The organism is Micromonospora sp. NPDC049580, from assembly GCF_040675595.1.
Classification (GTDB): Bacteria; Actinomycetota; Actinomycetes; order Mycobacteriales; family Micromonosporaceae; genus Micromonospora.
This window is the reverse complement of record NZ_JBFAPG010000036.1, coordinates 1-24,350: the sequence shown is the minus strand read 5'-3', so window position 1 is coordinate 24,350 and position 24,350 is coordinate 1. Positions and strand designations below refer to the sequence as shown.

Here is a 24,350-nt window from a genome sequence, read left to right as displayed (position 1 = left end):
GTCGTGCTCAGTGCTTGTCGTCCTGGTCGGGGTGCGCGAAGTTGAGGTGCTCCGGAGGCATCGGGAAGGTCACGTCGTCGCCGAACGGCGACGGCGCGGCGGCCCGGTCGAAGGTGAGCTCGGTCAGCGGCAGCCGGCCCCGGTCGTCGACCGCCGGCGCGGTGGGGTGCGGCACCTCCCGGTGCCAGTTGACGCCGCTCTGCGCCTGCGCCTCAGCCTGCGGGTCGTGCGAGCCACCCGCGTGCGAGTGCCCCCCGCCCCGGCTCGTTCCCGGCAGGCTCGCCGAGCCCGGACGGGCGGTGGTCACGCTGGTCTGGGGCGTCTCGCCCCGACGGAAGATCTTGCTACCAAGCCACACAAGGGGATCGTACCTGCGGTCGACGACGCGTTCCTTCATGGGGATGATCCCGTTGTCGGTGATCTTGATGTGCTCGGGGCAGACCTCGGTGCAGCACTTGGTGATGTTGCAGAAACCGAGGCCCTGTTCGGCCTGCGCGTACTCCCTGCGGTCGGTCCGGGCGTCCAGCGGGTGCATGTCCAGCTCGGCCGCCCGGATGAAGTACCGCGGGCCGGAGAACGCCTGCTTGTTCTCCTCGTGGTCGCGGATCACGTGGCAGACGTTCTGGCACAGGAAGCACTCGATGCACTTGCGGAACTCCTGCGAGCGCTCGACGTCGACCTGCTGCATCCGGTAGTCGCCCGGGGCGACGTCCGCCGGAGGGGCGAACGCCGGGGTCTCCCGCGCCTTCTCGTAGTTGAACGAGACGTCGGTGACCAGGTCCCGGATGACGGGGAAGGTCCGCAGCGGCGTGACGGTGACGGTCTCCTCGTCGCCGAAGGTCGACATCCGGGTCATGCAGCCCAGTCGCGGCTTGCCGTTGATCTCCATCGAGCAGGAGCCGCACTTGCCGGCCTTGCAGTTCCACCGGCAGGCCAGGTCGGGCGCGTCGGTGGCCTGCAGGCGGTGGATGACGTCGAGGACGACCTCGCCCTCGTTCACCTCGACCATGTAATCCTGCAGGTCGCCGCCGGTCTCGTCGCCCCGCCAGATCCGGAACTGACGCTTCGCGCTCATCGGTTGTCCGCCTCTCCAGCGTCGGCGACGGAAGCGTCGAAGTCGGCGAGCTCCTCGTCGGTGAGGTACTTGGCCAGCTCGGCCCGGTCGAAGAGGCTGATCAGCTCCGGCCGCATCTTCGGCAGCGGCTTACGGGTCAGCCGTACGCTGTCGCCGTCCAGCGAGCAGACCAGGTTGACCTGCCGCCACTTCGGCTCCATCGCCGGATAGTCCTCCCGGGTGTGCCCGCCGCGCGACTCCTGCCGCTCCAGCGCCGCCTTCGCGGTGCACTCCGAGACCACCAGCATGTTGCGCAGGTCCAGGGCCAGGTGCCAGCCCGGGTTGTAGCGCCGGCCGCCGGCGGCGCTCACCTTGGCGACCCGCTCGCGCAGCTCGGCCAGCCGCACCAGCGCGTCGGCCAGCTCGCCTTCGCGCCGGATGATGCCGACGAGATCCCCCATGACCGCCTGGAGGTCCTGCTGGAGGGTGTACGGGCTCTCGCCGGTGTCCCGTTGCAGCGGCGCCAGGGCGGTCTCCACCGCCGCCTCGACCGCGTCCACGGCCACCTTCGGCCGGGCGGCCAGCCCGTCGGCGTAGCTGGCCGCGTGCCCGCCCGCCCGCTTGCCGAAGACCAGCAGGTCGGACAGGGAGTTGCCGCCCAGCCGGTTGGAGCCGTGCATACCGCCGGAGACCTCACCGGCGGCGAACAGCCCGCGTACGTGGCCGAAGGCGGCGCCCGAGTCCGGGTCCACCTCCACGCCACCCATCACGTAGTGGCAGGTCGGCCCGACCTCCATCGGCTCGGCCGTGATGTCGACGTCGGCCAGCTCCTTGAACTGGTGGTACATCGAGGGCAGCCGGCGGCGGATCTCGTCGGCCGAGCGCCGGCTCGCGATGTCCAGGAAGACACCGCCCGCGGGGGAGCCCCGCCCGGCCTTGACCTCACTGTTGATCGCGCGGGCCACCTCGTCGCGGGGCAGCAGCTCCGGCGGACGCCGGTTGTTGTCCGGGTCGGTGTACCAGCGGTCCGCCTCCTCCTCGGTCTCCGCGTACTGCTTGCGGAAGACGTCGGGGACGTAGTCGAACATGAACCGCTTGCCCTCGGAGTTCTTCAGCACGCCGCCGTCGCCGCGGACCGACTCGGTGACCAGGATGCCCTTCACCGAGGGCGGCCAGACCATGCCGGTCGGGTGGAACTGGAGGAACTCCATGTTGATCAGCGTCGCCCCGGCGCGCAGCGCCAGGGCGTGCCCGTCCCCGGTGTACTCCCAGGAGTTCGACGTGACCTTGTAGGAACGCCCGACACCGCCGGTGGCCAGCACCACGGCCGGCGCCTCGAAGAGGATGAACTCGCCGGACTCGCGGTAGTAGCCGAAGGCGCCCGCGACCCGGTCGCCGTCGAGCAGCAGCTCGGTGATGGTCGTCTCGGAGAACACCCTGATCCGGGCGTCGTACGAGCCGAACTCGCGCTTGTCCTCCTGCTGGAGCGAGACGATCTTCTGCTGGAGGGTGCGGATCAGCTCCAGGCCGGTCCGGTCGCCCACGTGCGCCAGTCGGGGGTATTCGTGTCCGCCGAAGTTGCGCTGGGAGATCTTGCCGTCCTTGGTGCGGTCGAAGAGCGCGCCGTACGTCTCCAGCTCCCAGATCCGCTGCGGCGACTCCTTCGCGTGCAGCTCGGCCATCCGGAAGTTGTTGAGGAACTTGCCGCCGCGCATGGTGTCGCGGAAGTGCACCTGCCAGCTGTCCCGGCTGTTCACGTTGCCCATCGCGGCGGCGGCGCCGCCCTCGGCCATCACCGTGTGCGCCTTGCCGAACAGCGACTTGGAGATGATCGCGGTCTTCTTGCCGGCGAGCCGGGCCTCGATGGCGGCGCGCAGGCCGGCGCCGCCGGCCCCGATGACGACGACGTCGTAGTGGTGTCGTTCGATGCGAGTGGTAGTGGTCATGTCAGGGGCCCTTTAGTTGATGAACCGCAGGTCGTTGAACCAGCCGGCCGCGAGCGCCATGACGTAGAAGTCGGTAAGCGCGAGGGTGCCGAGGGTGATCCAGGCGAGCTGCATGTGCCGGACGTTCAACGCCGAGACGAAGGTCCAGGCCCGGTAGCGCACCGGGTGCTTGGAGAAGTGCTTGAGCCGCCCGCCGATGATGTGCCGGCAGGAGTGGCAGGAGATGGTGTACGCCCAGAGCATCACCACGTTGAGCAGCAGGACGAGGTTGCCCAGGCCGAAGCCGAAACCCTTCGGCGAGTGGAAGGCGAGGATCGCGTCCCACGTGTTGATCAGCGAGATGATCGCGGCGGCGTAGAAGAAGTAGCGGTGCAGGTTCTGGCCGAGCAGCGGGAAACGGGTCTCACCGGCGTACTCCTTGTGGCCGTCCGGGACCGCGCAGGCCGGCGGCGACAGCCAGAACGACCGGTAGTACGCCTTGCGGTAGTAGTAGCAGGTGAGCCGGAACAGCAGCAGGAACGGCAGGGTCAGCGCGGCGTCCGGGATGACCCACCAGCCGGGCAGGAACCGGCCGAAGTGTGAGGCCTCCTCGACGCACCGGTCCGTCACGCACGGGGAGTAGAACGGGGTCAGGTAGTGGAACTGGTCCACCCAGTACCACTTGTGCATGAAGACCCGGACCGTCGCGTACGCGACCCAGGCGCTGAGCCCGATCACGGTGATCAGCGGGGCGAACCACCAGCGGTCGGTACGCAACGTCTTCGCCGCGATGGCGGCGCGCGCCCGCGCTCCCCGCGGCCTCGTTGCCGTTGAAGTCATTCGAGTCGTCTCCTCGACGGGCCCGTACGGGCGGGCTGGTCTCTCTCCGGTCGGCACGCGGACCGGCGAACCCGCACCCGCTGCCACGTCATGCGCACACCAACGACCACGCCGGATCGACCGACGCAGCTAAGTGACACACGTTACGCCGATCTCTGCGAGCCGTCCGCGCAAGGGAGTGTCCCGTGTGTCTGGCCTGCGGAAAAGCCCTCAGCGCGCGGGTTTGCGGCGCGTCGTCGAGAAACGTCAGCCGGAGGCGCCGCCGGTGAAGTGCCAGGACGCGAGCCGCACCGACGGCGCCGCCCACCAGGCACCGTCCACCCGGTCCGGTTGACGCACCGCCCGCGAGCCCAGCCCGAGCACCGCGCCCGGCCCGAGCGCCCGAGGGTACGACTCGGTGAACCGCAGGTCGCGGACCGCCCGGACGACCGTGCCGTCCTCGATCAGCCAGACCCCGTTGCGGGTCAACCCGGTGACGACGAGGCTCTTCGGGTCGAGCACCCGCGTGTACCACAGATCGGAGACCAGCAGCCCGCGCCGCACCCCGGCGACCAGCGCCGCGGTGTCCGTGTCCACCACCGCGCCGGCCGCCGTGCCCGTGGTGCTCCGGCCCACCGCGCTGGCCGGGCCCACCGCCGCGGGAGAGAGCCGCAGGTTGCGGGCCATCGGGCCCCAGGTGGCGCCGCCCGCGATCGCGTGCCCGGTGGACTCCGCGCCCGCCTCGGCGGCCGTCCGCCGGTCGTGCGCGACCGCCCGCGTGGTGCCCGCCTCGACCAGGGTCACCGCCCGCCGGCCGGTGCCCTCGGCGTCGAACGGCAGACCCGACGCGCCCAGCGGGTCATCCACCAGGGTCACCTGTCGGTCGAACTGGGCCGCGCCCGGCTCGGCGAAGGACTGCCGCTCCGCGTACCGCTTGCCGTTGAAGCCGAACCAGGAGAGGTTCTGCAACAGGTCCGCCACGGCGGCCGGCTCGAACACCACCTCGTAGCGCCCCGGCGGCAGCTCGACCGGGTCGGCCGCCGCCTGCGCCTTCGCGGCGGCGTGCGCGCCCAGCTCCGCACCGTCGAGGTCGGACAGCCGGTCGACGCAGCGTCGGGCCACCCCGTCCGCGCCGTCGCGCCGGGCGATGCCGTCCATCGCCGCCTCCGCCGAGCGACCGTACGCGGTGTGCCCGGCCGAGTTGGCGAACGCCGACGAGCGGTGCGCGGTGCGGCAGTATCCGGCCGTGATGAGGCTCCCGGCGGCGGCCACGAACGCGCCGACCCGGTCGGCCCGCTGGTCCGGCTCGGCGTGGGCGGTGGCCTCGTCGACGGGCGGTGCGTCCGGTGTGGGCGTCGGCGGGGCCAGCCCCGGCCAACCCGGGTCGGGCGGGCAGAGCCGCGCCGCCGCCAGGGTGCGCTCGACCAGCGCGCCCAACCCGTCGGTGGTGACCACGCTGCCGCTGCCGGCGGCGGTCCGTCCGTCGACGTGCACCCGCAGCCGGACGCCGACGGTGGACTCGGCGACGTTCTGATGGATGGCCGAGTTGGCGAACCGGGTCAGCGCCAGGTCCGCCCGGGTCACCACCGTCTCGGCCTGCGCGGCCGGCCCGCCGAGACGCCGAACCAGCTCGATGACCTGCCCGGCCAGCTCCAACTCCGTCGAACCACTCACGGCAGCTCCTTCAGTCGCGACTGCGCGGCTCGCACGGCCTTCACGCCGACACCCCCACGCGGACGTTGCGGAAGCGGGCCGGCGCGGCCGGATGGCCGGTGTGCCCGATCTGGCCCGGCTGGCCCTTCCCGCAGTTGGGCGTCCCCCAGGGCACCGTCTCGCCGGAGAGCATGTCCATCGAGCGCCAGAAGAGCGGGCCGATCCCGGTGTACGTGGGATTGCGCAGCATCCGCCCCCGGCGACCCTTCTTGATCTCCCAGCCGACCTCGCAGCCGAACTGGAAGTTGAGCCGCTTGTCGTCGATCGACCAGGACCGGTTGAGGTCCATCAGCACGCCGTCGTCGGTGGCCGCGATGATCTCCTCCAGGGTGTGCGGGCCGGGTTCCAGGCCGACGTTGGTCATCCGCACCATCGGCAGCCGGGCCCATCCGTCGGCCCGTACGCTGCCGCCGTAGTCGAGGCCCGCCATGGCCGCCGAGTCCCGGCCGGCGAGCACTCCCACCCAGCGACCGTCGCGCACCGCGTCCCGCTTGACCGCCGGTGAGCCCTCGTCGTCGAAGCCGAAGCTGCCCAGCGCGCCGGGGATCGTCGGGTCGATCGTGATGTTCATCAGCTCGGAGCCGTAGAGCAGCGAGCCGAGCTGGGCCAGGTCCAGCCAGGACGTGCCGGCGAACGCGGCCTCCCAGCCGAGGATCCGGTCCAGTTCGATGGCGTGCCCGACCGACTCGTGGATCTGCAGGGCCAACTGCTCGCCGCCGAGGATCAGATCCGTCTCGCCGGCCGGGCAGGGCGGCGCGGTCAGCAGCGCCCGGGACTCCTCGGCGATCTGCGCGGCGTGTGCGGCCAGGTCGAGCGACTCGACCAGTTCCCAGCCGGTGGTGCCGTACTGCCCGCGGTAGCTGGGCCAGGAGCGCCGCTGTGTCTCGCCGTCACCGATCGAGGTGGCCGAGATGCCGCCGCCGCACTCGCGGATCCGCTGGTCGATCCGGTGGCCCTCGCTGGAGACGAACCACTTCGCGGTGTCCCAGATCTGGTACAGCCCCTCGGCCAGGTCCGCGCCGTGCTCGGCCATCGTGCGGGTCGCGCCGACCAGCAGGTCGCCCTTGTCCGACAGGGGCACCCCGAGCGGGTCGATCCGGCAGTCCGAGGCCCAGCTCGCCGCGACCGCCTCGACCGCGACCAGGTCGACCGGCGGGCCGGGCACCCGCGCGCTCGCCATCGCGGTCCGGGTCGCGCGCCGGCCGGCGTCGCGGGCGGCGGCGTCGGACAGATCGGGTACGGCGTGAAAGCCCCAACTCGCGCCGACCAGCGCCCGGACGCCCAGCCCGATGCTCTCGTCCTGGGTCAGCTCCTCCACGTCGCCGTTGCGCGCGGTCATCGACTCGTAGCGGCGGTGCATCACCCGCGCGTCGGCGTACCGCGCTCCCGCGTCGAGGGCGGCCTGGACGGCGGCGGTGGCCGCGTCGAACTCGGTCATGGACCGACCCTAGGCCAGCCGACCGACACCCGTCAGGGGACGAGATCCTCTGGCCGGATAGTGGCCCGCACTGGCTCGGTCAGTTCCAGAACCTCGCCGCGCTTCGTCGTTGCCCTCTCCACGTAGTGGCCACCCTGCCGCTGGTAAAGGCGCATGGCACCCGTCCCCTGCTCCACCAGCAGATACCACTCAATGCCCGCTGCGGCGTAGTAATGCATCTTGAGGACCTTGTCGGTGGAGGCGTTGCTCGGCGAGATGATCTCGCAGACCAGTCGCACATCAGCTGACTCGATGTTGGGCTCGTCGAGATCGACTGCGTTGGTGACGACGAGATCAGGAATCGGTATTCGACCTGGTCGGAGCCGGACGTTCACCGCCTCCAACAGCTCAAGGTCGGCTGCCTCCGCGGCTGCTTCCAGGATATTGCCGAGCTTGCGGGAGATTCGTTGATGCCGTGGGGTGGGTCCTGGGGTCACGTGGAGGCTCCAGTCGAAGAGTTCGACGCGATCCTGCGTCTCGCCGAGGGCGAGGAACTCCTCTTCGGTCCACGGACCTTCGTGATCGAACACCGCCGCGGTCATGGGTCACCTCCACCTCGTGCCACGGACATCCTCTGCTGGCTGCTCGCCCAATGATCGCACTTGACGTGCGATCAGAGCCATGAACGGGCGTGGATGGCGAGGTGACAGGGGATGCGGGGCCGATGCGGACTCGTTACGCTCGGGCCCGCTGACACGTGCCGACTTTGTAGCTTATTTTCACCCTCGGGACTTTGTTGTAAGTTCTCTTCGTCACTGAGGGAGGTGGCCGTGGACAGCTCGGAACCGTCGCCGTCCGGGGACCCGGACGACCGTCCCGCCGTGCCGGCACAGCGCTCCGACCAGGACGCCTACCTGCGGGTGAGTGACCTGCGGGTCCGGTTCGACACCTCCGACGGCGTGGTGCGCGCGGTTGACGGGGTGTCGTTCGCCGTCGAGCGGGGCCGCACTCTCGGCATCGTCGGCGAGTCCGGCTCCGGCAAGAGCGTCACGTCGCTGGCCATCCTCGGCCTGCACGACCCCAAGCGGGCCACCATCACCGGCGAGATCTCCGTCGGCGGCCGGCAGCTGGTCGGCCTGCCCGACGAGGAGGTACGCCGGCTGCGCGGCCGGGACATGGCGATGATCTTCCAGGATCCGCTGTCCGCGCTGCACCCGTACTACAGCGTCGGTCGGCAGATCGCCGAGGCGTACCGGGTGCACCACCCGAAGGCCAACCGGCGCGAGTCCCGCCAGCGCGCGGTGGACATGCTGGACCGGGTCGGCATCCCGCAGCCGGCCCGCCGCTTCGACCAGTACCCGCACGAGTTCTCCGGCGGGATGCGCCAACGGGCGATGATCGCGATGTCCCTGGTCAACGACCCCGCGCTGCTGATCGCCGACGAGCCGACCACCGCGCTGGACGTCACCGTGCAGGCGCAGATCCTGGACCTGCTCGCCGACCTCCAGGCCGAGTTCCACTCCGCGATCATCCTGATCACCCACGACCTCGGCGTCGTCGGCCAGGTCGCCGACGAGGTGCTGGTGATGTACGGCGGGCGGGCCGTCGAGCACGGCAGCGTCGAGCAGGTGCTCCGCTCGCCGCAGCATCCGTACACCTGGGGGTTGCTCTCCAGCGTGCCGTCGCTGCACGGCGACGCGGACGCGGACCTGGTGCCGATTCCCGGCAACCCGCCCAGCCTGATCAACCTGCCGACCGGCTGCGCCTTCCACCCACGCTGCCGTTACGACGACCGCGTCGGCGACCGGTCCCGCACCGAGGTGCCCGAGCTGCGCCCGGCCGGGGCCGACGGTCACCTGGTGGCCTGCCACCTGAGCGCCGAGGAACGCGCCGCGATCTACGCCGAGAACGTGGCATCCGTGGGAGTGGCCCGATGACCGACGAACCACTGCTGCGCGTGCGCGGACTGACCAAGCACTTCCCGGTCCGCCAGGGGTTGCGCGGCACCGGCCTGGTGCGGGCGGTCGACGGTCTCGACTTCGACGTACGCCCCGGCGAGACGCTCGGCCTGGTGGGGGAGTCCGGCTGCGGCAAGACGACCACCGGCCGGATGCTGGTGCGGCTGCTGGAGCCGACGGCCGGCACCATCGAGTTCGACGGGCGGGACATCACCCACGCCGGCCGCCGGGAGCTGCGCCCGCTGCGACAGGAACTTCAGATCATCTTCCAGGACCCGTACGCGTCGCTGAACCCCCGGCACACCGTCGGCCGGATCGTGGCGATGCCGTTGCAGGTCAACGGGATCAAACCGCCGGGCGGGATCAAGGCGCGGGTGCAGGAGCTGCTGGAGCTGGTCGGGCTGAACCCGGAGCACTACAACCGGTATCCGCACGAGTTCTCCGGCGGCCAGCGCCAGCGCATCGGTATCGCCCGCGCGCTGGCCCTGCGGCCCAAGCTGATCGTCGCCGACGAGCCGGTGTCCGCCCTGGACGTCTCGATCCAGGCGCAGGTCGTCAACCTGCTGCGCGACCTGCAACGGGAGCTGGGCCTGGCGTTCGTGTTCATCGCGCACGACCTGGCCGTGGTCCGGCACTTCTGCCAGCGGGTAGCCGTCATGTACCTGGGGCGGATCGTGGAGATCGGCGACCGGGCGGACATCTACGAGCGCCCGCAGCATCCGTACACCCGGGCTCTGCTCTCGGCCATCCCGGACGTCACTCAGCTCGGCCCGGCGGGCCGGATCCGGCTGACCGGCGACGTGCCCACCCCGCTCGACCCGCCGTCGGGCTGCCGGTTCCGCACCCGGTGCTGGAAGGCGCAGGACATCTGCGCCACCGAGGAGCCGGCGCTGGTGCCGCGCGACGGCGGTCGGCAGGCCACCGCGTGTCACTTCCCCGAAGGGGCGGGGTCGATCACCCAGGTCGTCGAGGAGGTGTCGTCGTGAGCCTGTCTCCGGTGGAGGGTGTGGCGCTCGCCGAGATCGAGTCCAGCGCGGACGCGGGCGGGCCCGAGACCAAGGGCGTCGTCGGGCGTTCGCCCGGGCAGCTCGCCTGGCTGCGGCTGCGTCGTGACCGGACGGCCGTGGTCAGCGGCGTACTCCTGGTGTTCTTCCTGCTCTTGGGGCTTTCCGCCCCGCTGATCGAGATGGTCTACGGGGTCGGGCCGCGCGAGCAGTTCCAGAACCTGCTGGACGGCTTCGGCATGCCGCTGGGTTACGTCGGCGGTGTCACCGGGGACCACTGGTTCGGGCTGGAGCCGGGGCTGGGCCGGGACATCTTCATCCGGTTGATCTACGGGCTGCGCACGTCGTTGTTCATCGCGTTCGCCGCCGCGCTGATCACCGCCACCATCGGCATCGTGCTCGGCGCGCTGGCGGGTTACCTCGGCGGCTGGCTCGACGCGGTGATCAACTGGATCACCGACCTGACGCTCGCGATGCCGTTCCTGATCATCGCGCTGGCGCTCACCCCCACCATCACGCTGCGTTTCTACGGCGAGCGGGGGCAGGTGTCGTCCGCCTTCGGGGTGGGCGTGCTGATCGCCGTGTTCGCCATCTTCGGTTGGACCAGCACGGCCCGCCTGGTGCGCGGGCAGGTGATCGCGCTGCGCGAACGAGAGTTCGTGGAGGCCGCCAAGGCCAGCGGCGCCGGGCTGGGGCACATCATCTTCCGGCAACTGCTGCCGAACATCTGGGCGCCGATCCTGGTGTCGTTCTCCCTCGCCGTGCCGCAGTTCATCACCAGCGAGGCCGCGCTGTCGTTCATCGGCGTCGGCCTCAGCGACGAGACGCCGAGCTTCGGCCGGATGATCTACCGCAGTCTGGACTTCCTCCAGACCGACCCGGCGTACGTGTTCTTCCCGGGCATCACGATCTTCGCGCTGGTGTTCGCCTTCAACCTCTTCGGCGACGCGTTGCGGGACGCGCTCGACCCGAAGTCGTCCCGGTAGGGGTGGACTCATGTCACGATTTCTGATCAAGCGGCTGTTCTCCGCGACGCTGACCCTGTTCGCGGTGAGCGTGCTGACCTTCCTGATGTTCTTCGCCCTGCCGCGCGACCCGGTGACCGGCATGTGCCCGAAGAACTGCAACCCGGAGCGGCTGGAGCGGGTCCGCGACGACCTGGGCCTCAACGACCCGCTGATCAGCCAGTACGCCGGTTACATGAAGGGCATCGTCACCGGTCGTGATCTGGGCAGCGCCCAGGGCGGCCGGTGTGACGCGCCCTGCCTGGGCTGGTCGTACGTCTCCAACGAGGCGGTCTCGGACACCATCGCCCGGGTGCTGCCGGTGACGCTGAGCATCGTGATCCCCGCGGCGATCCTCTGGCTGCTGCTCGGGGTGGGGCTGGGCATGATCTCGGCGCTGCGCCGGGGCACCTGGCTGGACCGCCTGGCCATCGGCTTCTCCCTGACCGGCGCGTCGTTGCAGCTCTACTTCGTGGGCGCGGTGCTGCTGCTGGTGTTCGTCTACAACCTGCGGCTGCTGCCGGTGCCCAGCTACACGTCCCTGTTCGACAATCCGGCGAAGTGGGCCAGTGGGCTGGTGCTCGCCTGGGTCGCGCTGGCCTTCCTCTTCTCGGCCATCTACGCCCGGCTGTCGCGGGCGCAGATGCTGGAGACGCTGTCGGAGGACTTCGTCCGGACCGCGCGGGCCAAGGGCCTGGCCAAACCGACGGTGTACGGGCGGCACGCGCTGCGCGCGGCGATCACCCCGGTGGTGACCATCGCCGGTCTGGACGTGGGCGGGGCGCTGGGCGGCACGGTGATCACCGAGACGACGTTCGGCATCCAGGGGCTGGGGCGTACGGCCGTGGACGCGGTGCGCTCGGGTGACCTGCCCACCATCATGGCCACCGTGCTGATCGCGGCCGTCTTCGTGGTGCTGGCGAATGTCCTGGTGGACCTGCTCTACGCGGCCATCGACCCCCGGGTCCGGCTGCGCTGACCCGATGGGTGGCCACTGCGCGGCTGGTGGCGAAATTTATCGACAACTGTTACACAACTTGTAGGTTTTCTTCCTTACGATCCTCGGGACGTCGGCGGTTCTCGCCCCGGCGAAACCGCACGGCACATGGGTGAAGGGGGTACTTCATGAGACCACGCGTGGTGGCTGCCGCAGGCGGCGCGATCGCTCTGGTGGTGGCATTGGGTGCGTGCTCGAAGAACACGGGCGGGGGCACCACCGTGGACACCGAACGGCAGCAGTCCGGGGTCATCGCGACCGACCCGAAGGACTCGCAGGGCCCGGCGGCCGAGGTGAGCGGCGCCGCGAAGGGCGGCACGTTCACCATCATCCGGGAGTCGCCGATCTCCCACCTGGACCCGCAGCGGACGTACTCGTTCGCCGGCCTGATGACCAACCCGCTCTTCGCGCGCTACCTGACCACCTGGAAGGACGACGGCAAGGGCGGCCTCGTCCTCGTCGGTGACCTGGCCGAGACGCCGGGCAAGAACGTCAACAACGACTGCAAGGTCTGGGAATTCACCATCAAGGACGGGGTGAAGTTCGAGGACGGCCGGCCGATCACCTCCAAGGAGATCGCGTACGGCATCGCCCGCTCCTTCGACCCGGACCTCTCCGGCGGCCCCACCTACATCCAGGAGTGGCTGGCCGACACCCCGCAGTTCGACACCAAGTGGAACTTCAAGAAGAACAAGACGTCGCTGCCGCCCGGCCTCACCACGCCGGACCCCAAGACGCTGCGCTTCGAGTTCGCCAAACCCCGCTGTGACCTGCCGTTCGCGGTCTCGCTGCCGACCACCGCGCCGCTGCCCGCGGACAAGGACACCGGCGTCGACCTGGACAAGCAGCCGTTCTCGTCCGGCCCGTACAAGGTCGCCAAGAACCAGGTCGGCGTGCAGATCACCCTGGACCGCAACCCCAACTGGGACCCAAAGACCGACCCGGTCCGCCACCAGTACCCGGACCGGTTCGTGTGGACCTTCGGCCCGACCGCGGACGCCGCCAACAACCGGGTGATCGCCGACAACGGCGCCGACCAGAGCGCGCTCGCCTTCAACACCGTGCCCGCCTCGCTGGTCGCCAAAGTGGCCGGGGACGCCACGCTCAAGTCGCGCACCATCCTCTCGCCCACGCCGAGCGCCAACCAGCTCGTCATCAACAACCAGCGGGTCACCGACCTGAAGGTCCGTCAGGCGCTCAACTACGCCATCGACCGCGAGGGCCTCATCAAGGCGATGGGCGGGCAGACCGTCGCCGCGCCGATGACCACGCTGATGCCGTCGGCCACCATCGGCTACAAGGCGTACGACGCGTACCCGGCGGGCGCCAACGGCAACGTCGACAAGGCCAAGGAACTGCTCGGCGGCAAGACGCCGGAGCTGGTCCTCGGCGTCGCCGACAACTCGACCGAGCAGCAGCAGGGCGCCCAGCTCAAGGCCAACCTGGAGCGCGCCGGCTTCAAGATCACGCTGCGGAACATCTCGGACGACGCCAAGCTCGACGAGGTCAAGAAGAAGGACAACCCCTGGGACCTGTACATCGGTAACTGGGCGGCGGACTGGCCGAGCGGGGCGTCGATCCTGCCGGTGCTCTACGACGGCCGCACCATCAAGGCCGAGGGCAACAGCAACCAGTCCTACTTCAACGACCCGGCGATCAACGCCGAGATGGACCGCATCCAGGCGATGCCCGCCGCCGACCAGGGCCCGGAGTGGGCCAAGCTCGACGAGCGGATCATGAAGGAGCACGCGCCCGTGGTGCCGCTCTTCGTCGACGTGGCCTACAACGTGCACGGGTCCAAGGCCGGCGGGGTCTTCATCTCCAGCGTCTTCGGCTACCCGGCGTTCGTGAACGCGTACGTCAAGCCGTAGGTCGTATCGCAGGCAGGCAGGGTCCCCTCCCGACAGCGTCGTCGGGTGGGGGCCCTCGCCGTTTCCGCCGGTCGGCTCACTGATCCGATCCGGCCGCGCCCGATCGCGATTGGTAGGTGCGGGGCAGATCAGTGCGCGTGATGTCGTATGAGCATCAGGGCCGGGTGGCGCCGTCAACGGTGGTGCTTCCCTGCGGGCGAAGTGCGACTAGCAGGCTGTCGAGTTGACCCCAGGCCCGCGCGCTGGCGATGTGGTCGATGTAGTCCCGCGACTCGATGATGAGCCCGTCGCGGATGCGCATGACAAACACGCATGGCACGGTGAACGCCTCGCCTGTCTCCTCGACTCGCCCCTGATAGGCGAACTCGGCGACGATCACCTCCGGGTCGGCGGTGTCATGAATCGTGATGTCGACCGGATTGCGGTTCAGCGTCCGGCCGGCCGGTGGCGGCGCGGTGAAGTGCTCGTGCAGTTCGCCGCGGCTGCGTAGCGGCGGCGGGTCGAGTGGGTGGAACGGGTGCGTGACGTGGGTCTGCTCGGCATACAAGTCGGCCAAGTCCTCGTACGGACCGTCGCAGACGCCGTTCACCAGTCGTAGGAAAGTTTCGCGGGGGTTGCTCATGCGGGGCTTCCTTTGAATCGGCGGTCTCACTGTCGGCACACCGAGGGCCGTACCGGACGGCCGATTCCCATCGGCGGGCCTACTCGGGCGACGTGTTGTACTGGTCGAGCGTTGCCTTCGACGTGGAAGCATCCCGGAAGGTCAGCTCCCATGGCCCGGTGTTGACGTCCATGTCCTTGCCGAACCCGACCCATTTGCCGGCCATCCGTCGGCCGGTGGGCTCCACCAGGAGCTGGATTGCGCCGTGGTACCGGGCTCCCCGGTAGTAGCCGGCGGGATCGGTCTGCTCCACCCAGGTGCCGGTGACCACCGCACCGTCGATGGTGAGATCCATTGACAGCGACGATGCTGCTGAGCCGGGCAGGCTGCGCACGGTCAGTCGGTCGCCGTGCTGGAGCACGACCACGAAGTGCTGCCCGGCGAATGATTCTCCCCGGCCGCTGGAATGGAACTGGTAGCGGCTGAGCCAGACACCCTCGTACGACGGGCGGACTGCGAGTGGCTTGGGTGTTGGCGTGGCCAGTTTGGACATGGGCGAGGCCAGATCGTGGCCACCGTGTTGGTCATCGACTGCATGGCCGTCGGGTATCGCAGCGAAGCCGAGCAGCGAGACCGGCAGACCGGTGACGACCTCCAGGGCGCGGGCATAGACGGGCCGCGGTGCGGCGATCGCGCCGGACTCCCAGCGCTGGACGAGTCTCTTGTTGGCGTCGTTCGGCTCGCCGACGCGGCGGCCGGCGGCCTGAAGCGCGCGGGCGAAGTCGTCCTGGCTCATGCGCATCCCGGTGCGGACCGCGCGTAGGGCGGTGTTCGGGGCATTCATGTTCGCCACAATACCGCTGCGTCGTCTGAATGTCGCCGTCAATGTGACCGGTATGCCGCATCCTGTGCCGTCGCGTCCGACGACAGTTAGGCGTCACTGTGGATGGCACGCGACGGCAGGGCCTGCCGGTGCGCCCAGCAGCGGAGGTGATGATGCCCAGTTCTGACGACGAGCCGGTCAGCCGGGGCGAGCAGATCGACGCCGCCGAGCGGGAAGACGCCAAACGCCGGTTGCTCGCGCGGGCCGAGGCTGAGCGGATACCGGTGCAGGAGACGACTCGGGCGGTGCCGGATCGGCGGTGGCGCGGTGAGCCGTGACCCGGTGCCGATCGGCCGACGCGTCGCCTACCTGCGGGTGCGGCGCAGGTTGTCGCAGCAGTCGTTCGCGGATCGATTGGGAAAGTCGAAGAGCTGGGTGGACAAGGTCGAGCGCGGGGTCCGCTCCCTGGAGCGGCTGTCGACCATCCGGGAGATCGCGGGAGTGCTGAGGGTCGATCCCGCAGCGCTGCTTGGTCGTGATGTTCAGCCTGCCGAGGTTGCCGAGCGCCGCGAAGGCGTCGCGCGGATTCGGGCCGCGCTGTCCGCGTACCCAATGGCTTTTGGTCGTCAGGCGGACCGCGCGGTGATGCCGCCCGATCGGTTGGCTCGGGAGGTGCGGCACGCGTGGACGACCTACCAGCACGCCCGGTACCCACGTCTGATCGAGCTGCTGCCCACGGTGGTGACCGAGATTCACCGCGCCCACGGTCAGCACCCGGAGGCCGGGCGGGCAGCGGTGGTGGAGGTGTACCGGGTGGCGGCGGCGTTGCTGGTCAAGCTGGGGGAGGGGAGCCTCGCCTGGTTGGCCGCTGACCGGGCGATGTCCGCCGCCGCCGGTGATCGGGTGTTGCTGGCCTGCGCGGCGGTGCAGCTCGGCCAGGTGTTACGGGGATCGGCGCGGGTAGGGCCGGTGATGCTGGCCGCCGCTTCCCAGATCGCCGCTGGCACGCCGGAAGAACTGTCGCTGCGTGGATCGCTGCTCGTGCAGGCCGCCCTGATCGCGGCCAGGGCGGGTGACGACCGGATGGCCGGACGCCTACTGGACGAGGCTGCCGAGCTGGGCGACCAGGTGGGCGACGGGCACGACCACTACCGGACGGCGTTCGGGCCGGCGGCCGTCGAGGTGGCGCGGGTCGCCGCCGCCGTGGAGTTGGGCGACGGGCCGGAGGCGGTCGCCCGGCACGAGAAGACGATCGGTAGGGACGGGTGGCGGTGGCTGCCGGTCGAGCACCGCGCCGCGCACCTGATCGACGCGGCGCGCGCCTACCTCCAGACGGACGACCCAGCCGCCCCAGCCACGATTACCCAGCTCGCCATCAACCTCGGAGTGCTGTGAGCATGACGGCCAATACCGTCCCGGCTGTGGCGGCCAGAGCAGCGGCATGGCACACGTGTCAGCCGTCGGCGGTGACCGTCGGTCACCTCCGTCGGGTCGGGTGCCCTATTGAGCGGTATACCTCAGAGTCATATTCATACCTCTGAGGTATACCGCTCAACAGCACATCGGCAGGCCGGGCCAGCCAGAGTGCGGGAAGCCTCAGCGCCCCGCGTTCAGGTAGCGCAACACGGCGAGTACCCGCCGGTGGTCGGTCCGCGCCTGGGGTAGGTCCAGCTTGGTGAAGATGGTTGTCACATGCTTCTCCACGCTGCGCGGGGCGAGGTGGAGCGACTCGCAGATGGCAGCGTTGGAGCGGCCCTCGGCCAACATCCCCAGGACCTCTCGTTCCCGCTCGCTGAGGCGGGCGACGCCCGCGTCCACCGCCGGCGCCGCCAGCAACTGCCGCACCACCTCCGGGTCCAGTGCTGTCCCGCCCGCAGCCACCCTGCGCAGCGCGTCGACGAAGTCGTCGGTGCTGATTATGCGGTCCTTCAACAGGTATCCGACCCGCTCGGGGTGCTCGGCGATCAGTTGCCGCGCGTACCGGGTCTCCACCCACTGTGAGAAGACCAGCACGCCGACGTCCGGGTGGGCCGTACGGATCGCCAATGCCGCCCGCAAGCCTTCGTCGGTGAAGGTCGGTGGCATCCGCACGTCGACCACCGCCGTGTCCGGCCGGTGCTCCCTGACCGCCGCCCGCAGGTCGTCGCCGTTGTCCACCGTCGACACGACGGTGATTCCGTGATCGGTCAGCAGCAACCTGATCCCGTCGCGCAGTAACGGGTTGTCCTCGGCGATCACTACTCGCATGGCAACTCCACGGTGATGGTCGTCGGCCCACCCGACGGACTGTCTACCCACAGCGCGCCGTCGAGCGACTCGGCCCGCTGGATCAGCCCGGCCAGACCCGTACCCTCGCCCCCGGGCCTCGCCCCACCGCCCCCGTCGTCGGTGACAGTCACGCGCAGCATGCCACCCAGCGTGCGAAGGTCCAGCCGGATCCGGCTGGCCGCAGCGTGCTTCGCCACGTTGGTGAGCAGTTCGGCGGCGCTGAAGTAGAGCGCCGACTCCGTCTCGGGCGGTGGCCGCTGGGGCAGGTCCACGTGCACGACGACGGGCACCGCGCTGCGCGCGGCCAGGGTCTCGATCGCGGTGCTGAGGCCAGCGTCCAGCGCGGGTGGGTGAATGCCCCGCACGATGTCCCGCAGCTCGGAAAGCGCCTCCACCACCGCGCCCGGGGCCTGCGCCACCATCGTCCGCAGCTCCGGCTCGCCGGCTCGCCGGCTCGCCGCTCGATGCGCGACAGCGCCACGCCCAGCGCGACCAGCCGGGCCTGCGTACCGTCGTGCAGGTCCCGCTCCACCCGCCGCAGCAGCGCTGCGGCGTCCGCCCGCAGCGCGGCCCGGCTGGCCTCCAGCGCCGCTATCCGGGCTCGCTCCGGGCCCGGCTCCAGCAGCGCCCCCACCAACCGCCGGTCCAGCCACACGATGATCCGGAAGTACCACGGAAACACCAGCAGCGCGGCCAACCCCTGCGCGGCCAGACCCCAGGGACCGCCCCAGGGCGGGTCTTGCGGAAACCGGTGCATCCACACGGGATAGGTGATGCCCAGCAGCCCGCCGGCGATGAGGACTCCGCCGAGGTAGGCGGCCGCGGCCATCAGGGGCAGCCGGGCGAAGCAGTAGGCGAGGGCCTTCCAAGCGCTGGCGTCCGTCAGCACCGCGCCGGCCCAGCGCACCGGACCCGGCCCGCGGCGGCGTAGGCCCCAGCCCCAAGGGCCTGCGGCGCACGCCGGTCGATGACGACGCCGCCGCTCCCGTTCAGGAACGACCGATGGATCGGTCGAGAAAGTCGCGGATCATCGGCGCAGCGACGTCGAGCTTGTCTTCCAGCAGGAAGTGGCCGGTGTCGAGCAGGTGGAACTCGGCCGACGGCAGGTCGCGCCGATAGGGGTGGGCACCCTCGGGTGGGAAGATCGAGTCGTTCTGGCCCCAGATGATCAGCGTCGGTGGCTGATGGTCGCGGAAGAAGGCTTGGAATTCCGGATACAGCGTGACGTTGCTGCCGTAGTCGTAGAACAGATCCAGTTGGATGTCCGCGTTGCCGGGGCGGGCGAGCTGGGTGGCGTCGTGGGTCCACTGGTCGGGGTCGAGTCGGCTGAGGTCGTGCACCCCCTGCGTGTACTGCAACTTGACCGTGTCGGGGTCGAGGATGAAGGCGATGGCCTGGCGGCGCTCGTCGGTCTTCTCCGCCCAGTAGGCCTTGATCGGATCCCAGAAATCGCTCAGGCCCTCCTCGTACGCGTTGCCGTTCTGCACGATGAGCGCGCCGACCCGCTCGGGCCCCTTGAGGGCCAGCCGGAACCCGGTCGGCGCCCCGTAGTCGAAGCAGTAGAGCGCGTAGCGATCCACGCCGAGCTGGCCGAGGAGGCCGTCCATCAGATCCGCGAAGTTGGCGAAGGTGTAGTCGAACGTCGACCGGTCCGGGCTGGCGCTGTGGCCAAAACCCGGGAAGTCCGGCGCGATCACCCGGTACCGGTCCGCGAGCAGCGGGATCAGGTGGCGGAACTGCGAGGACGACGTGGGAAATCCGTGCAGCAGCAGGACCGCGGGGCCGTCGGCCGGTCCGGCCTCGCGATAGAAGATGTCGATCCCGTTCACCGTCGCCGTACGAAAGCGCGTGACCGGCAACTCGCCTTCCTGAACGGCGGCGGTCGACGGTTTCTGCGCAATCCCCACCATGGTGGAGTCCTTTCGGCATAAGGGAAAGCGGTGCCGCCCCGGGGAATCGCCCGGTCGGCTCATGCTTCGGCCAGCATGGCATGCGGCAGGGGACCCCACCTGCCGAAATCACTTACCGAATGCCGCTCAGCGCAGGTGGGTGCGGAGGAAGTCGAGTTCCAACGGAAGCAGCCGCTCGGCGGTGCCGTTCGCGGCCATGTGGGTGGCGCCGGTCAGCGGTAGCACGGCGTGCGGGCGGCCGGTGCTCAGCAGGGCCGCGGAGAGCCGGAGCGTGTGCGCGGCCACCACGTTGTCGTCGGCCAGACCGTGCACCAGCAGCAACGGGCGGGCCTGGTCCGGGCCGGTGACCGGCTCCGCCGCCAACTCGATGAGCGAGTGGTGCGCGTACACGTCCATGCCGTCCTCCGGCAGGCCGAGATAACGCTCGGTGTACGCGGTGTCGTACAGCGCCCAGTCGGTCACCGGGGCGCCCGCGATGCCGCACTTGAACAGCTCCGGGTGGCGCAACACCGCCAACCCGGCCAGCCACCCGCCGAATGACCAACCGCGCACCCCCACCCGGCCCAGGTCCAGGTCCGGGTGCTTGCCGGCGAGCGCGGTCAGCGCGTCGATCTGGTCGGCCAGGATCACGTCGGCGACCCGCCGGTGGATCGCCTTCTCGAACGATGGCGCCACGCCCGGCGTACCCCGGTTGTCGATGGTGACCACCGCGAACCCGGCGTCGGCCCACCACTGCCGCTCCAGCCACGCGGCCCGGGCCGCCACCACCTCCTGGTGTCCCGGACCGCCGTAGATGTCCAGCAGCACCGGCAGCCGCCGGCCCGTCACATGGTTGTCGGGGTAGAGCACCGCCGCCGGCAGCCGCCGGTCGGTCACCCGCTCCAGCAGAGGCAGCGGAGAGTACGGCGGGTTGGCGGCCAGTGACCGCAGCTCGGCCAGCTCCTGCCCGCCGCGCGACACCGTCCACCGCACCCCGGCGTGGTCCAGCGAGGCGCTTCCCACCACCAGGACGTCCCCGCCGACGGCCGCCGTGTGCCAGCCCGAGTCGGTGGTGAGCCGCCGGGCGTCCACCCCGCCCCCGATGGTCGTACGGACCCGGAACAGGTGCCGTTCGCTCGGCTCCCCGTCACTCGCCTCGACCAGCAGGTCGGCGGGACCGCTGACGGCCGGCAGTCGACCCACCACCCGTCGCACGTACAGCGACGGGGGAGTGAGCAGGGTGCCGTCGGCGAACAGGCAGCGGGCGTCGTACCCGTCGTGGGCCAGCTCGCCGCCGACCAGCACCCGGCCGTCCGGCAGGTGTGCCGGCGTGCCGGCGATCGGCTCCACCCAGCGCGGATCGGCCAGCTCGGCGTGCACCTGCGTCTCACCGGTGCGCGGGTCCACCGCGAGCACCAGCCCGTGCTGCTGCGAGCGGCGCAGCACGGTGATCAGCGGGCTGGCCTCGCCCCAGCTCACCCCGGTCAGGTACGGGTAGGTCTCCCGGTCCCAGTGCACGTCGACCCAGCCGTCGTCCAGGTCCAGCAGGTGCAGGCTGACCTCGGCGTTCGGGCCGCCGGCCCGGGGGTACGCGACGGCCGTCGGCGGGCTGGCCGGCTCGGCCGGGTCGTGCAGGTGCCAGCGGTCCAGCCGGGACTCGTCCACCCGGGCGGCGAGCACCATCCGCCCGTCCGGGGCCCACCAGTAGCCCCGGTACCGGCCGAACTCCTCGGCCGCGATGTGCTCGGCCAGACCCCAGCTCACCCCGGCGTCCTCGCCAGCCAGCAGGGTGTCCGTGCCATCCGCCTCGATGACGCGCAGCTCACCCCGGCGCACTCCACCGGCCGCGTCGGTCACGTACGCCAGGCGTTCCCCGGTCGGATCCGGTCGAGGATCCAGCACCGGACCGACGGCGGCCACCTCCACCACGTCACCGTGCACCAGATCGGCCCGGAACAGCCGACCGGCCAGCGCGAACACCGCCACCCGGCCGGCGGCGTCCAGCGCGTACGAGCCGATGCCGGCGGCAGTGAGCCGCAGCCGTTCACGCAGCGCCCGCTCGCCCGGGGAGAGCGCCCGCACGTCACCCTCGGTGCCCAGCAGGGTCGCCGGATCGGCCACCAGGCGTTCCTCGCCGGTCGCCACGTCCAGCAGCCAGAGCGCGTCCGCCGGATCTTCCGGGCCCGCTGAGCGCAGGAAGATCACCCGGGAGCCGTCTTCGGCCACGGAGACAGCGCGTGGCGCGCCGTGGCTGAACCGGCGGGTACGGGCGGCCAGCTCCGGAAAGTCCACAGGCCAAATCGTAGAGCCGCGCCGGGCGTGATGTGGCCGACCTGGGCGGACGCGTCGACGACCCCCGAGGGAGGACCGCCGGTTAGAGTGACCGTCGTGACGACGTTGCCCGACCGCCGCCTGCTGCTGGTCCACGCGCACCCCGACGACGAGTCGATCGGCACCGGCTCGACCATGGCCCACTACGCCGCAGCCGGCGCACACGTCACGCTGGTGACCTGCACCCTCGGCGAGGAGGGCGAGATCCACGTACCGGCGCTCGCGCAGCTCGCCGCCGCCGAGGCCGACCAGCTCGGCGGGTACCGGATCGCCGAGCTGGCCGCCGCCTGCGCCGCGCTCGGCGTCAGCGACCACCGTTTCCTCGGCGGCGCCGGCCGCTACCGCGACTCGGGAATGATGGGCCTCGCGACGAACGACCACCCCCGCGCCTTCTGGCAGGCCGACCTCGACGAGGCCGCCGGGCACCTGGTGGAGATCATGCGGGAGGTACGCCCCCAGGTGCTGATCACGTACGACCCGAACGGCTTCTACGGCCACCCCGACCACATCCAGGCGCACCGGGTGGCGATGCGCGCCGTCGAGTTGGCCGCGGCCGAGGGCTGCGCCCCGGCGAAGGTCTACTGGACGGCCATGCCGCTCAGTGTGCTGGAGGCCGGCATGGCGCACTTCGCCGAATCCTCGGACAATCCGTTCGCTGGCATCCAGGATCTGGCCGAGCTGCCCTTCGGCACCCCGGACGACCAGATCGCCGCCCGGATCGACGGCACCGACCAGCACGCGGCCAAGGAGGCGGCGATGCGGGCGCACGCCACCCAGATCCCGGCCACCTCCTGGCTCTACTCGATCGCCGGCAACTTCGGGGGCGAGTTCATGGGCGTGGAGTTCTTCACCCTCGCGGTCGGCGCGAAGGGGCCGGGCGTCGGCCCGTACGGCTGGGAGGACGACCTCTTCGCCGGGCTGCCCGGAGAGGCCCCCGCGGACCGGTCCCCGGTCGCGGCGGCCGGTCTCCGGTGACGCTCCCCGCCGCGCCGATGTCGGTCGTGAACGACCAGGACACCCCGCCCGAGGCGGGGCCACCGCCGCGACTGCTGGACCTGGGTCTGCGGCTGACCGGCGCGGTCGTCGTGATGGTGGCGGGGGTCGTGACCGGTGTGCTGGAGCTGCTGCTCGCCACCCTCCGGGTCGGCGGGCAGCTCATCGGGGTCTCGGCGCTGCTCGCCGTCGGCGCCAACATCGTGCTGAGCTGGTTCGCGCACGAGGTGGTCGGCCGTCGCTGGGCGGTGGCGCTGCCGGCGGTGCCGTGGTTCGCCCTGATGGCGGTGGCCGCCATCCGCACCACCGAGGGCGACCTGCTGCTGGCCGGCGACAACTGGGTCGGCCTGGCGATGATCGTGGCCGGCGCGATGACGTTCGCCGTGATGGGTTTCCGGCAGATCCTCGCCCCGCCGCCCACTCTCGGCCGCTGGTGACGCCACACAGGTACGAGTGGTAGATATTCCTGCCAGGGATGCGGCCCCGCAAACGGGGCGTACGGCAGGAGGTCGTGCGATGGACAGACGGTGGCGGGCCATCGGGGTGCTCGCGGGAGGACTGTTCGCGGTCAACGTGGTCGCCCGGCTGATCACCCGGTTCGCTTTCGACGGTGACGACGCGGCGGCCGACCGGGTGTCGCTGGCGATGTTCGTGGTGATCGGGTTGACGCTGGCCGTGGTCGCCTTCCGCTGGGGACGCGTGCGGCCGCTGGCCGCGTGGGCGGGCGACGTGGCGGTCGTGGTGCTGGTGGCCATGGCCCTGACCGTGCTGGTCGGGCCACTGCTGGTGGGCCACAACCCGTTCGCCGGCGGCGCGGGCACGTTCTTCGCCCAGATCTGGCTCTACCTGCTCGCCACCGGCCTCGGGACCATGATCGGTTACCTGGTGGCGACCGCCCTCGGTCTCGACCACCGCTCGCAGCAGCTCAAGCGGTACGCCGAGGTCAAGGCGGCCAAGCCCCGCCGCGTGGTCCGCCGCTGAACGGACCGCGCCGCGGGCCTGGCGCGGGTCAGCGCGGGGCCACCCGGGTCAGGTAGGTGTGGTGGGTGGTGAAGCCGAGCGTCCGGTAGAGCGCCACCGCCGCGGCGTTGTGCTGCTCCACCTGGAGGAACGCGTGTGTCGCGCCGGCCGCGGCGCCCCACGCGACCAGCGTGTCGATCACGCGCCGGGCCAGCCCCTGCCGACGTGACGCCGGCAGGACCTCGATGAGGCTGAGCCCCAACCAACGCCCCGGACCGGTCACCGCGCCCCGCCCGATCGCCATCAGCGTGCCGTCGACGTACGCGTGGACGAAGCGGACCTGGTCCACGGCGGTGAGCACGTGGCGTGCGGCCTCCGGCAGGCCGCCCTTGCGGCCGGCGGCGATGGCCAGCCACTCGTCGCTCGGCGCGGTCGTCACCTCGATGACCGCGCCCCGCGGCCCGCCGGCCCCGGCGGCCGGGACGCCGTGGGCGGGCGTCGCCAGGGGCAGCGGCGCGGTCTGTACGAGTGTCGGTGGGCGGCTGTCCCAGCCGCGCTCGTCCAGCTCGGCGCCGACCGGCGCGGCGAGCGGCAACGGCGTGTTGATCATCGCGGGCTGGCCCTGGTCGGGCAGTGTGCTGTTCGGCTCGATGGTCATCGTCAGCGCGTACGTGGTGGGCGCGGTGGTCGGTGATGTGGTGGTGCCGGCCATCGCGCGGGGCG

Annotated in this window: 23 protein-coding genes and 1 pseudogene; 10 read left to right on the top strand and 14 right to left on the bottom strand. The window is 70.8% G+C overall.

Annotation, left to right across the window (positions count from 1 at the left end; all coding sequences use genetic code 11):
• Window positions 1–7: 7 nt before the first annotated feature.
• From AB0J68_RS05585 to AB0J68_RS05560, 6 genes are all read right to left on the bottom strand, one after another.
• Entirely contained in the window at window positions 8–1,075 is a 1,068-nt protein-coding gene (locus AB0J68_RS05585) for a succinate dehydrogenase/fumarate reductase iron-sulfur subunit (protein WP_354857062.1), read from the bottom strand.
• A complete protein-coding gene (locus AB0J68_RS05580) occupies window positions 1,072–3,000 on the bottom strand; it encodes a fumarate reductase/succinate dehydrogenase flavoprotein subunit (RefSeq protein ID WP_355063748.1) in 1,929 nt (642 codons plus the stop codon). Before AB0J68_RS05580 ends, AB0J68_RS05585 begins: the two co-directional genes overlap by 4 nt.
• Window positions 3,001–3,012: 12 nt before the next feature.
• Window positions 3,013–3,819, bottom strand: coding sequence for a hypothetical protein (locus tag AB0J68_RS05575; RefSeq protein ID WP_363936398.1), 807 nt, complete (start codon window positions 3,817–3,819; stop codon window positions 3,013–3,015).
• Between the two features lie 246 nt (window positions 3,820–4,065).
• Window positions 4,066–5,472, bottom strand: a complete 1,407-nt coding sequence (locus AB0J68_RS05570) for a metallopeptidase TldD-related protein (RefSeq protein WP_363936395.1) — start codon at window positions 5,470–5,472, stop codon at window positions 4,066–4,068.
• Window positions 5,473–5,512: 40 nt separating this feature from the next.
• A complete protein-coding gene (locus AB0J68_RS05565; RefSeq protein WP_363936393.1) occupies window positions 5,513–6,949 on the bottom strand; it encodes a TldD/PmbA family protein in 1,437 nt (478 codons plus the stop codon).
• 32 nt (window positions 6,950–6,981) lie between these two features.
• Window positions 6,982–7,530, bottom strand: a complete 549-nt coding sequence (locus tag AB0J68_RS05560) for a Uma2 family endonuclease (RefSeq protein WP_354857050.1) — start codon at window positions 7,528–7,530, stop codon at window positions 6,982–6,984.
• Window positions 7,531–7,809: 279 nt separating this feature from the next.
• On the opposite strand from AB0J68_RS05560, the gene AB0J68_RS05555 reads away from it, so the two are divergent.
• The 5 genes from AB0J68_RS05555 to AB0J68_RS05535 all read left to right on the top strand — a co-directional run bounded on the left by AB0J68_RS05555 (window position 7,810) and on the right by AB0J68_RS05535 (window position 13,762).
• Window positions 7,810–8,865, top strand: coding sequence for an ABC transporter ATP-binding protein (locus tag AB0J68_RS05555; RefSeq protein WP_355138241.1), 1,056 nt, complete (start codon window positions 7,810–7,812; stop codon window positions 8,863–8,865).
• Window positions 8,862–9,872 carry a dipeptide ABC transporter ATP-binding protein gene (locus AB0J68_RS05550; RefSeq protein WP_363936390.1) on the top strand — a complete coding sequence of 337 codons (1,011 nt, stop codon included), beginning with the start codon at window positions 8,862–8,864 and terminating at the stop codon, window positions 9,870–9,872. Before AB0J68_RS05555 ends, AB0J68_RS05550 begins: the two co-directional genes overlap by 4 nt.
• Window positions 9,869–10,876 (top strand): ABC transporter permease, encoded by a 1,008-nt coding sequence (locus tag AB0J68_RS05545; RefSeq protein ID WP_363936388.1) that lies wholly within the window; start codon window positions 9,869–9,871, stop codon window positions 10,874–10,876. Before AB0J68_RS05550 ends, AB0J68_RS05545 begins: the two co-directional genes overlap by 4 nt.
• Before the next feature lie 10 nt (window positions 10,877–10,886).
• Complete coding sequence (locus AB0J68_RS05540; protein WP_354857043.1) at window positions 10,887–11,873, top strand: ABC transporter permease; 987 nt, start codon at window positions 10,887–10,889, stop codon at window positions 11,871–11,873.
• Window positions 11,874–12,019: 146 nt separating this feature from the next.
• A complete protein-coding gene (locus tag AB0J68_RS05535) occupies window positions 12,020–13,762 on the top strand; it encodes an ABC transporter substrate-binding protein (protein WP_363936385.1) in 1,743 nt (580 codons plus the stop codon).
• A 154-nt stretch (window positions 13,763–13,916) separates the two neighbouring features.
• Here the strand turns inward: AB0J68_RS05535 and AB0J68_RS05530 are convergent, their stop codons facing one another.
• Both AB0J68_RS05530 and AB0J68_RS05525 read right to left on the bottom strand, forming a co-directional pair.
• Window positions 13,917–14,384: a nuclear transport factor 2 family protein gene (locus tag AB0J68_RS05530; RefSeq protein WP_354857040.1), complete on the bottom strand. Its 468-nt coding sequence runs from the start codon at window positions 14,382–14,384 to the stop codon at window positions 13,917–13,919.
• A 79-nt stretch (window positions 14,385–14,463) separates the two neighbouring features.
• On the bottom strand, window positions 14,464–15,216 hold the full coding sequence (locus tag AB0J68_RS05525) for an XRE family transcriptional regulator (RefSeq protein ID WP_354857134.1): 753 nt from the start codon (window positions 15,214–15,216) through the stop codon (window positions 14,464–14,466).
• 143 nt (window positions 15,217–15,359) lie between these two features.
• On the opposite strand from AB0J68_RS05525, the gene AB0J68_RS05520 reads away from it, so the two are divergent.
• Window positions 15,360–15,524 carry a hypothetical protein gene (locus tag AB0J68_RS05520; RefSeq protein ID WP_354857039.1) on the top strand — a complete coding sequence of 55 codons (165 nt, stop codon included), beginning with the start codon at window positions 15,360–15,362 and terminating at the stop codon, window positions 15,522–15,524.
• Window positions 15,514–16,581 (top strand): helix-turn-helix domain-containing protein, encoded by a 1,068-nt coding sequence (locus AB0J68_RS05515; RefSeq protein ID WP_363936382.1) that lies wholly within the window; start codon window positions 15,514–15,516, stop codon window positions 16,579–16,581. Before AB0J68_RS05520 ends, AB0J68_RS05515 begins: the two co-directional genes overlap by 11 nt.
• A 201-nt stretch (window positions 16,582–16,782) precedes the next feature.
• On the opposite strand, the gene AB0J68_RS05510 is transcribed toward AB0J68_RS05515, so the two are convergent.
• From AB0J68_RS05510 to AB0J68_RS05490, 5 genes and pseudogenes are all read right to left on the bottom strand, one after another.
• A complete protein-coding gene (locus AB0J68_RS05510; protein ID WP_363936381.1) occupies window positions 16,783–17,433 on the bottom strand; it encodes a response regulator transcription factor in 651 nt (216 codons plus the stop codon).
• On the bottom strand, window positions 17,424–17,876 hold the full coding sequence (locus AB0J68_RS05505) for an ATP-binding protein (RefSeq protein WP_363936378.1): 453 nt from the start codon (window positions 17,874–17,876) through the stop codon (window positions 17,424–17,426). Before AB0J68_RS05505 ends, AB0J68_RS05510 begins: the two co-directional genes overlap by 10 nt.
• 209 nt (window positions 17,877–18,085) lie before the next feature.
• A pseudogene (locus AB0J68_RS05500) lies at window positions 18,086–18,388 on the bottom strand (sensor domain-containing protein); the annotation flags it as partial.
• A gap of 55 nt (window positions 18,389–18,443) precedes the next feature.
• The gene (locus AB0J68_RS05495; protein ID WP_363936376.1) at window positions 18,444–19,364 is read right to left on the bottom strand and encodes an alpha/beta hydrolase; all 921 of its coding nucleotides are present in this window, start codon (window positions 19,362–19,364) and stop codon (window positions 18,444–18,446) included.
• A 126-nt stretch (window positions 19,365–19,490) separates the two neighbouring features.
• The gene (locus AB0J68_RS05490) at window positions 19,491–21,635 is read right to left on the bottom strand and encodes a prolyl oligopeptidase family serine peptidase (RefSeq protein WP_354857028.1); all 2,145 of its coding nucleotides are present in this window, start codon (window positions 21,633–21,635) and stop codon (window positions 19,491–19,493) included.
• Between the two features lie 87 nt (window positions 21,636–21,722).
• Between AB0J68_RS05490 and mshB the strand changes: the two genes are divergently transcribed.
• From mshB to AB0J68_RS05475, 3 genes are all read left to right on the top strand, one after another.
• Window positions 21,723–22,649: an N-acetyl-1-D-myo-inositol-2-amino-2-deoxy-alpha-D-glucopyranoside deacetylase gene (gene mshB / locus AB0J68_RS05485; protein WP_354857026.1), complete on the top strand. Its 927-nt coding sequence runs from the start codon at window positions 21,723–21,725 to the stop codon at window positions 22,647–22,649.
• Window positions 22,650–22,666: 17 nt separating this feature from the next.
• Window positions 22,667–23,104 (top strand): hypothetical protein, encoded by a 438-nt coding sequence (locus AB0J68_RS05480; RefSeq protein WP_354857025.1) that lies wholly within the window; start codon window positions 22,667–22,669, stop codon window positions 23,102–23,104.
• 79 nt (window positions 23,105–23,183) lie between these two features.
• Window positions 23,184–23,648, top strand: a complete 465-nt coding sequence (locus AB0J68_RS05475; RefSeq protein ID WP_354857024.1) for a hypothetical protein — start codon at window positions 23,184–23,186, stop codon at window positions 23,646–23,648.
• Between the two features lie 28 nt (window positions 23,649–23,676).
• Here the strand turns inward: AB0J68_RS05475 and AB0J68_RS05470 are convergent.
• Window positions 23,677–24,350, bottom strand: a 674-nt coding sequence (locus AB0J68_RS05470) for a GNAT family N-acetyltransferase (RefSeq protein WP_363936372.1), incomplete at its 5' end; no start/stop codon positions are given.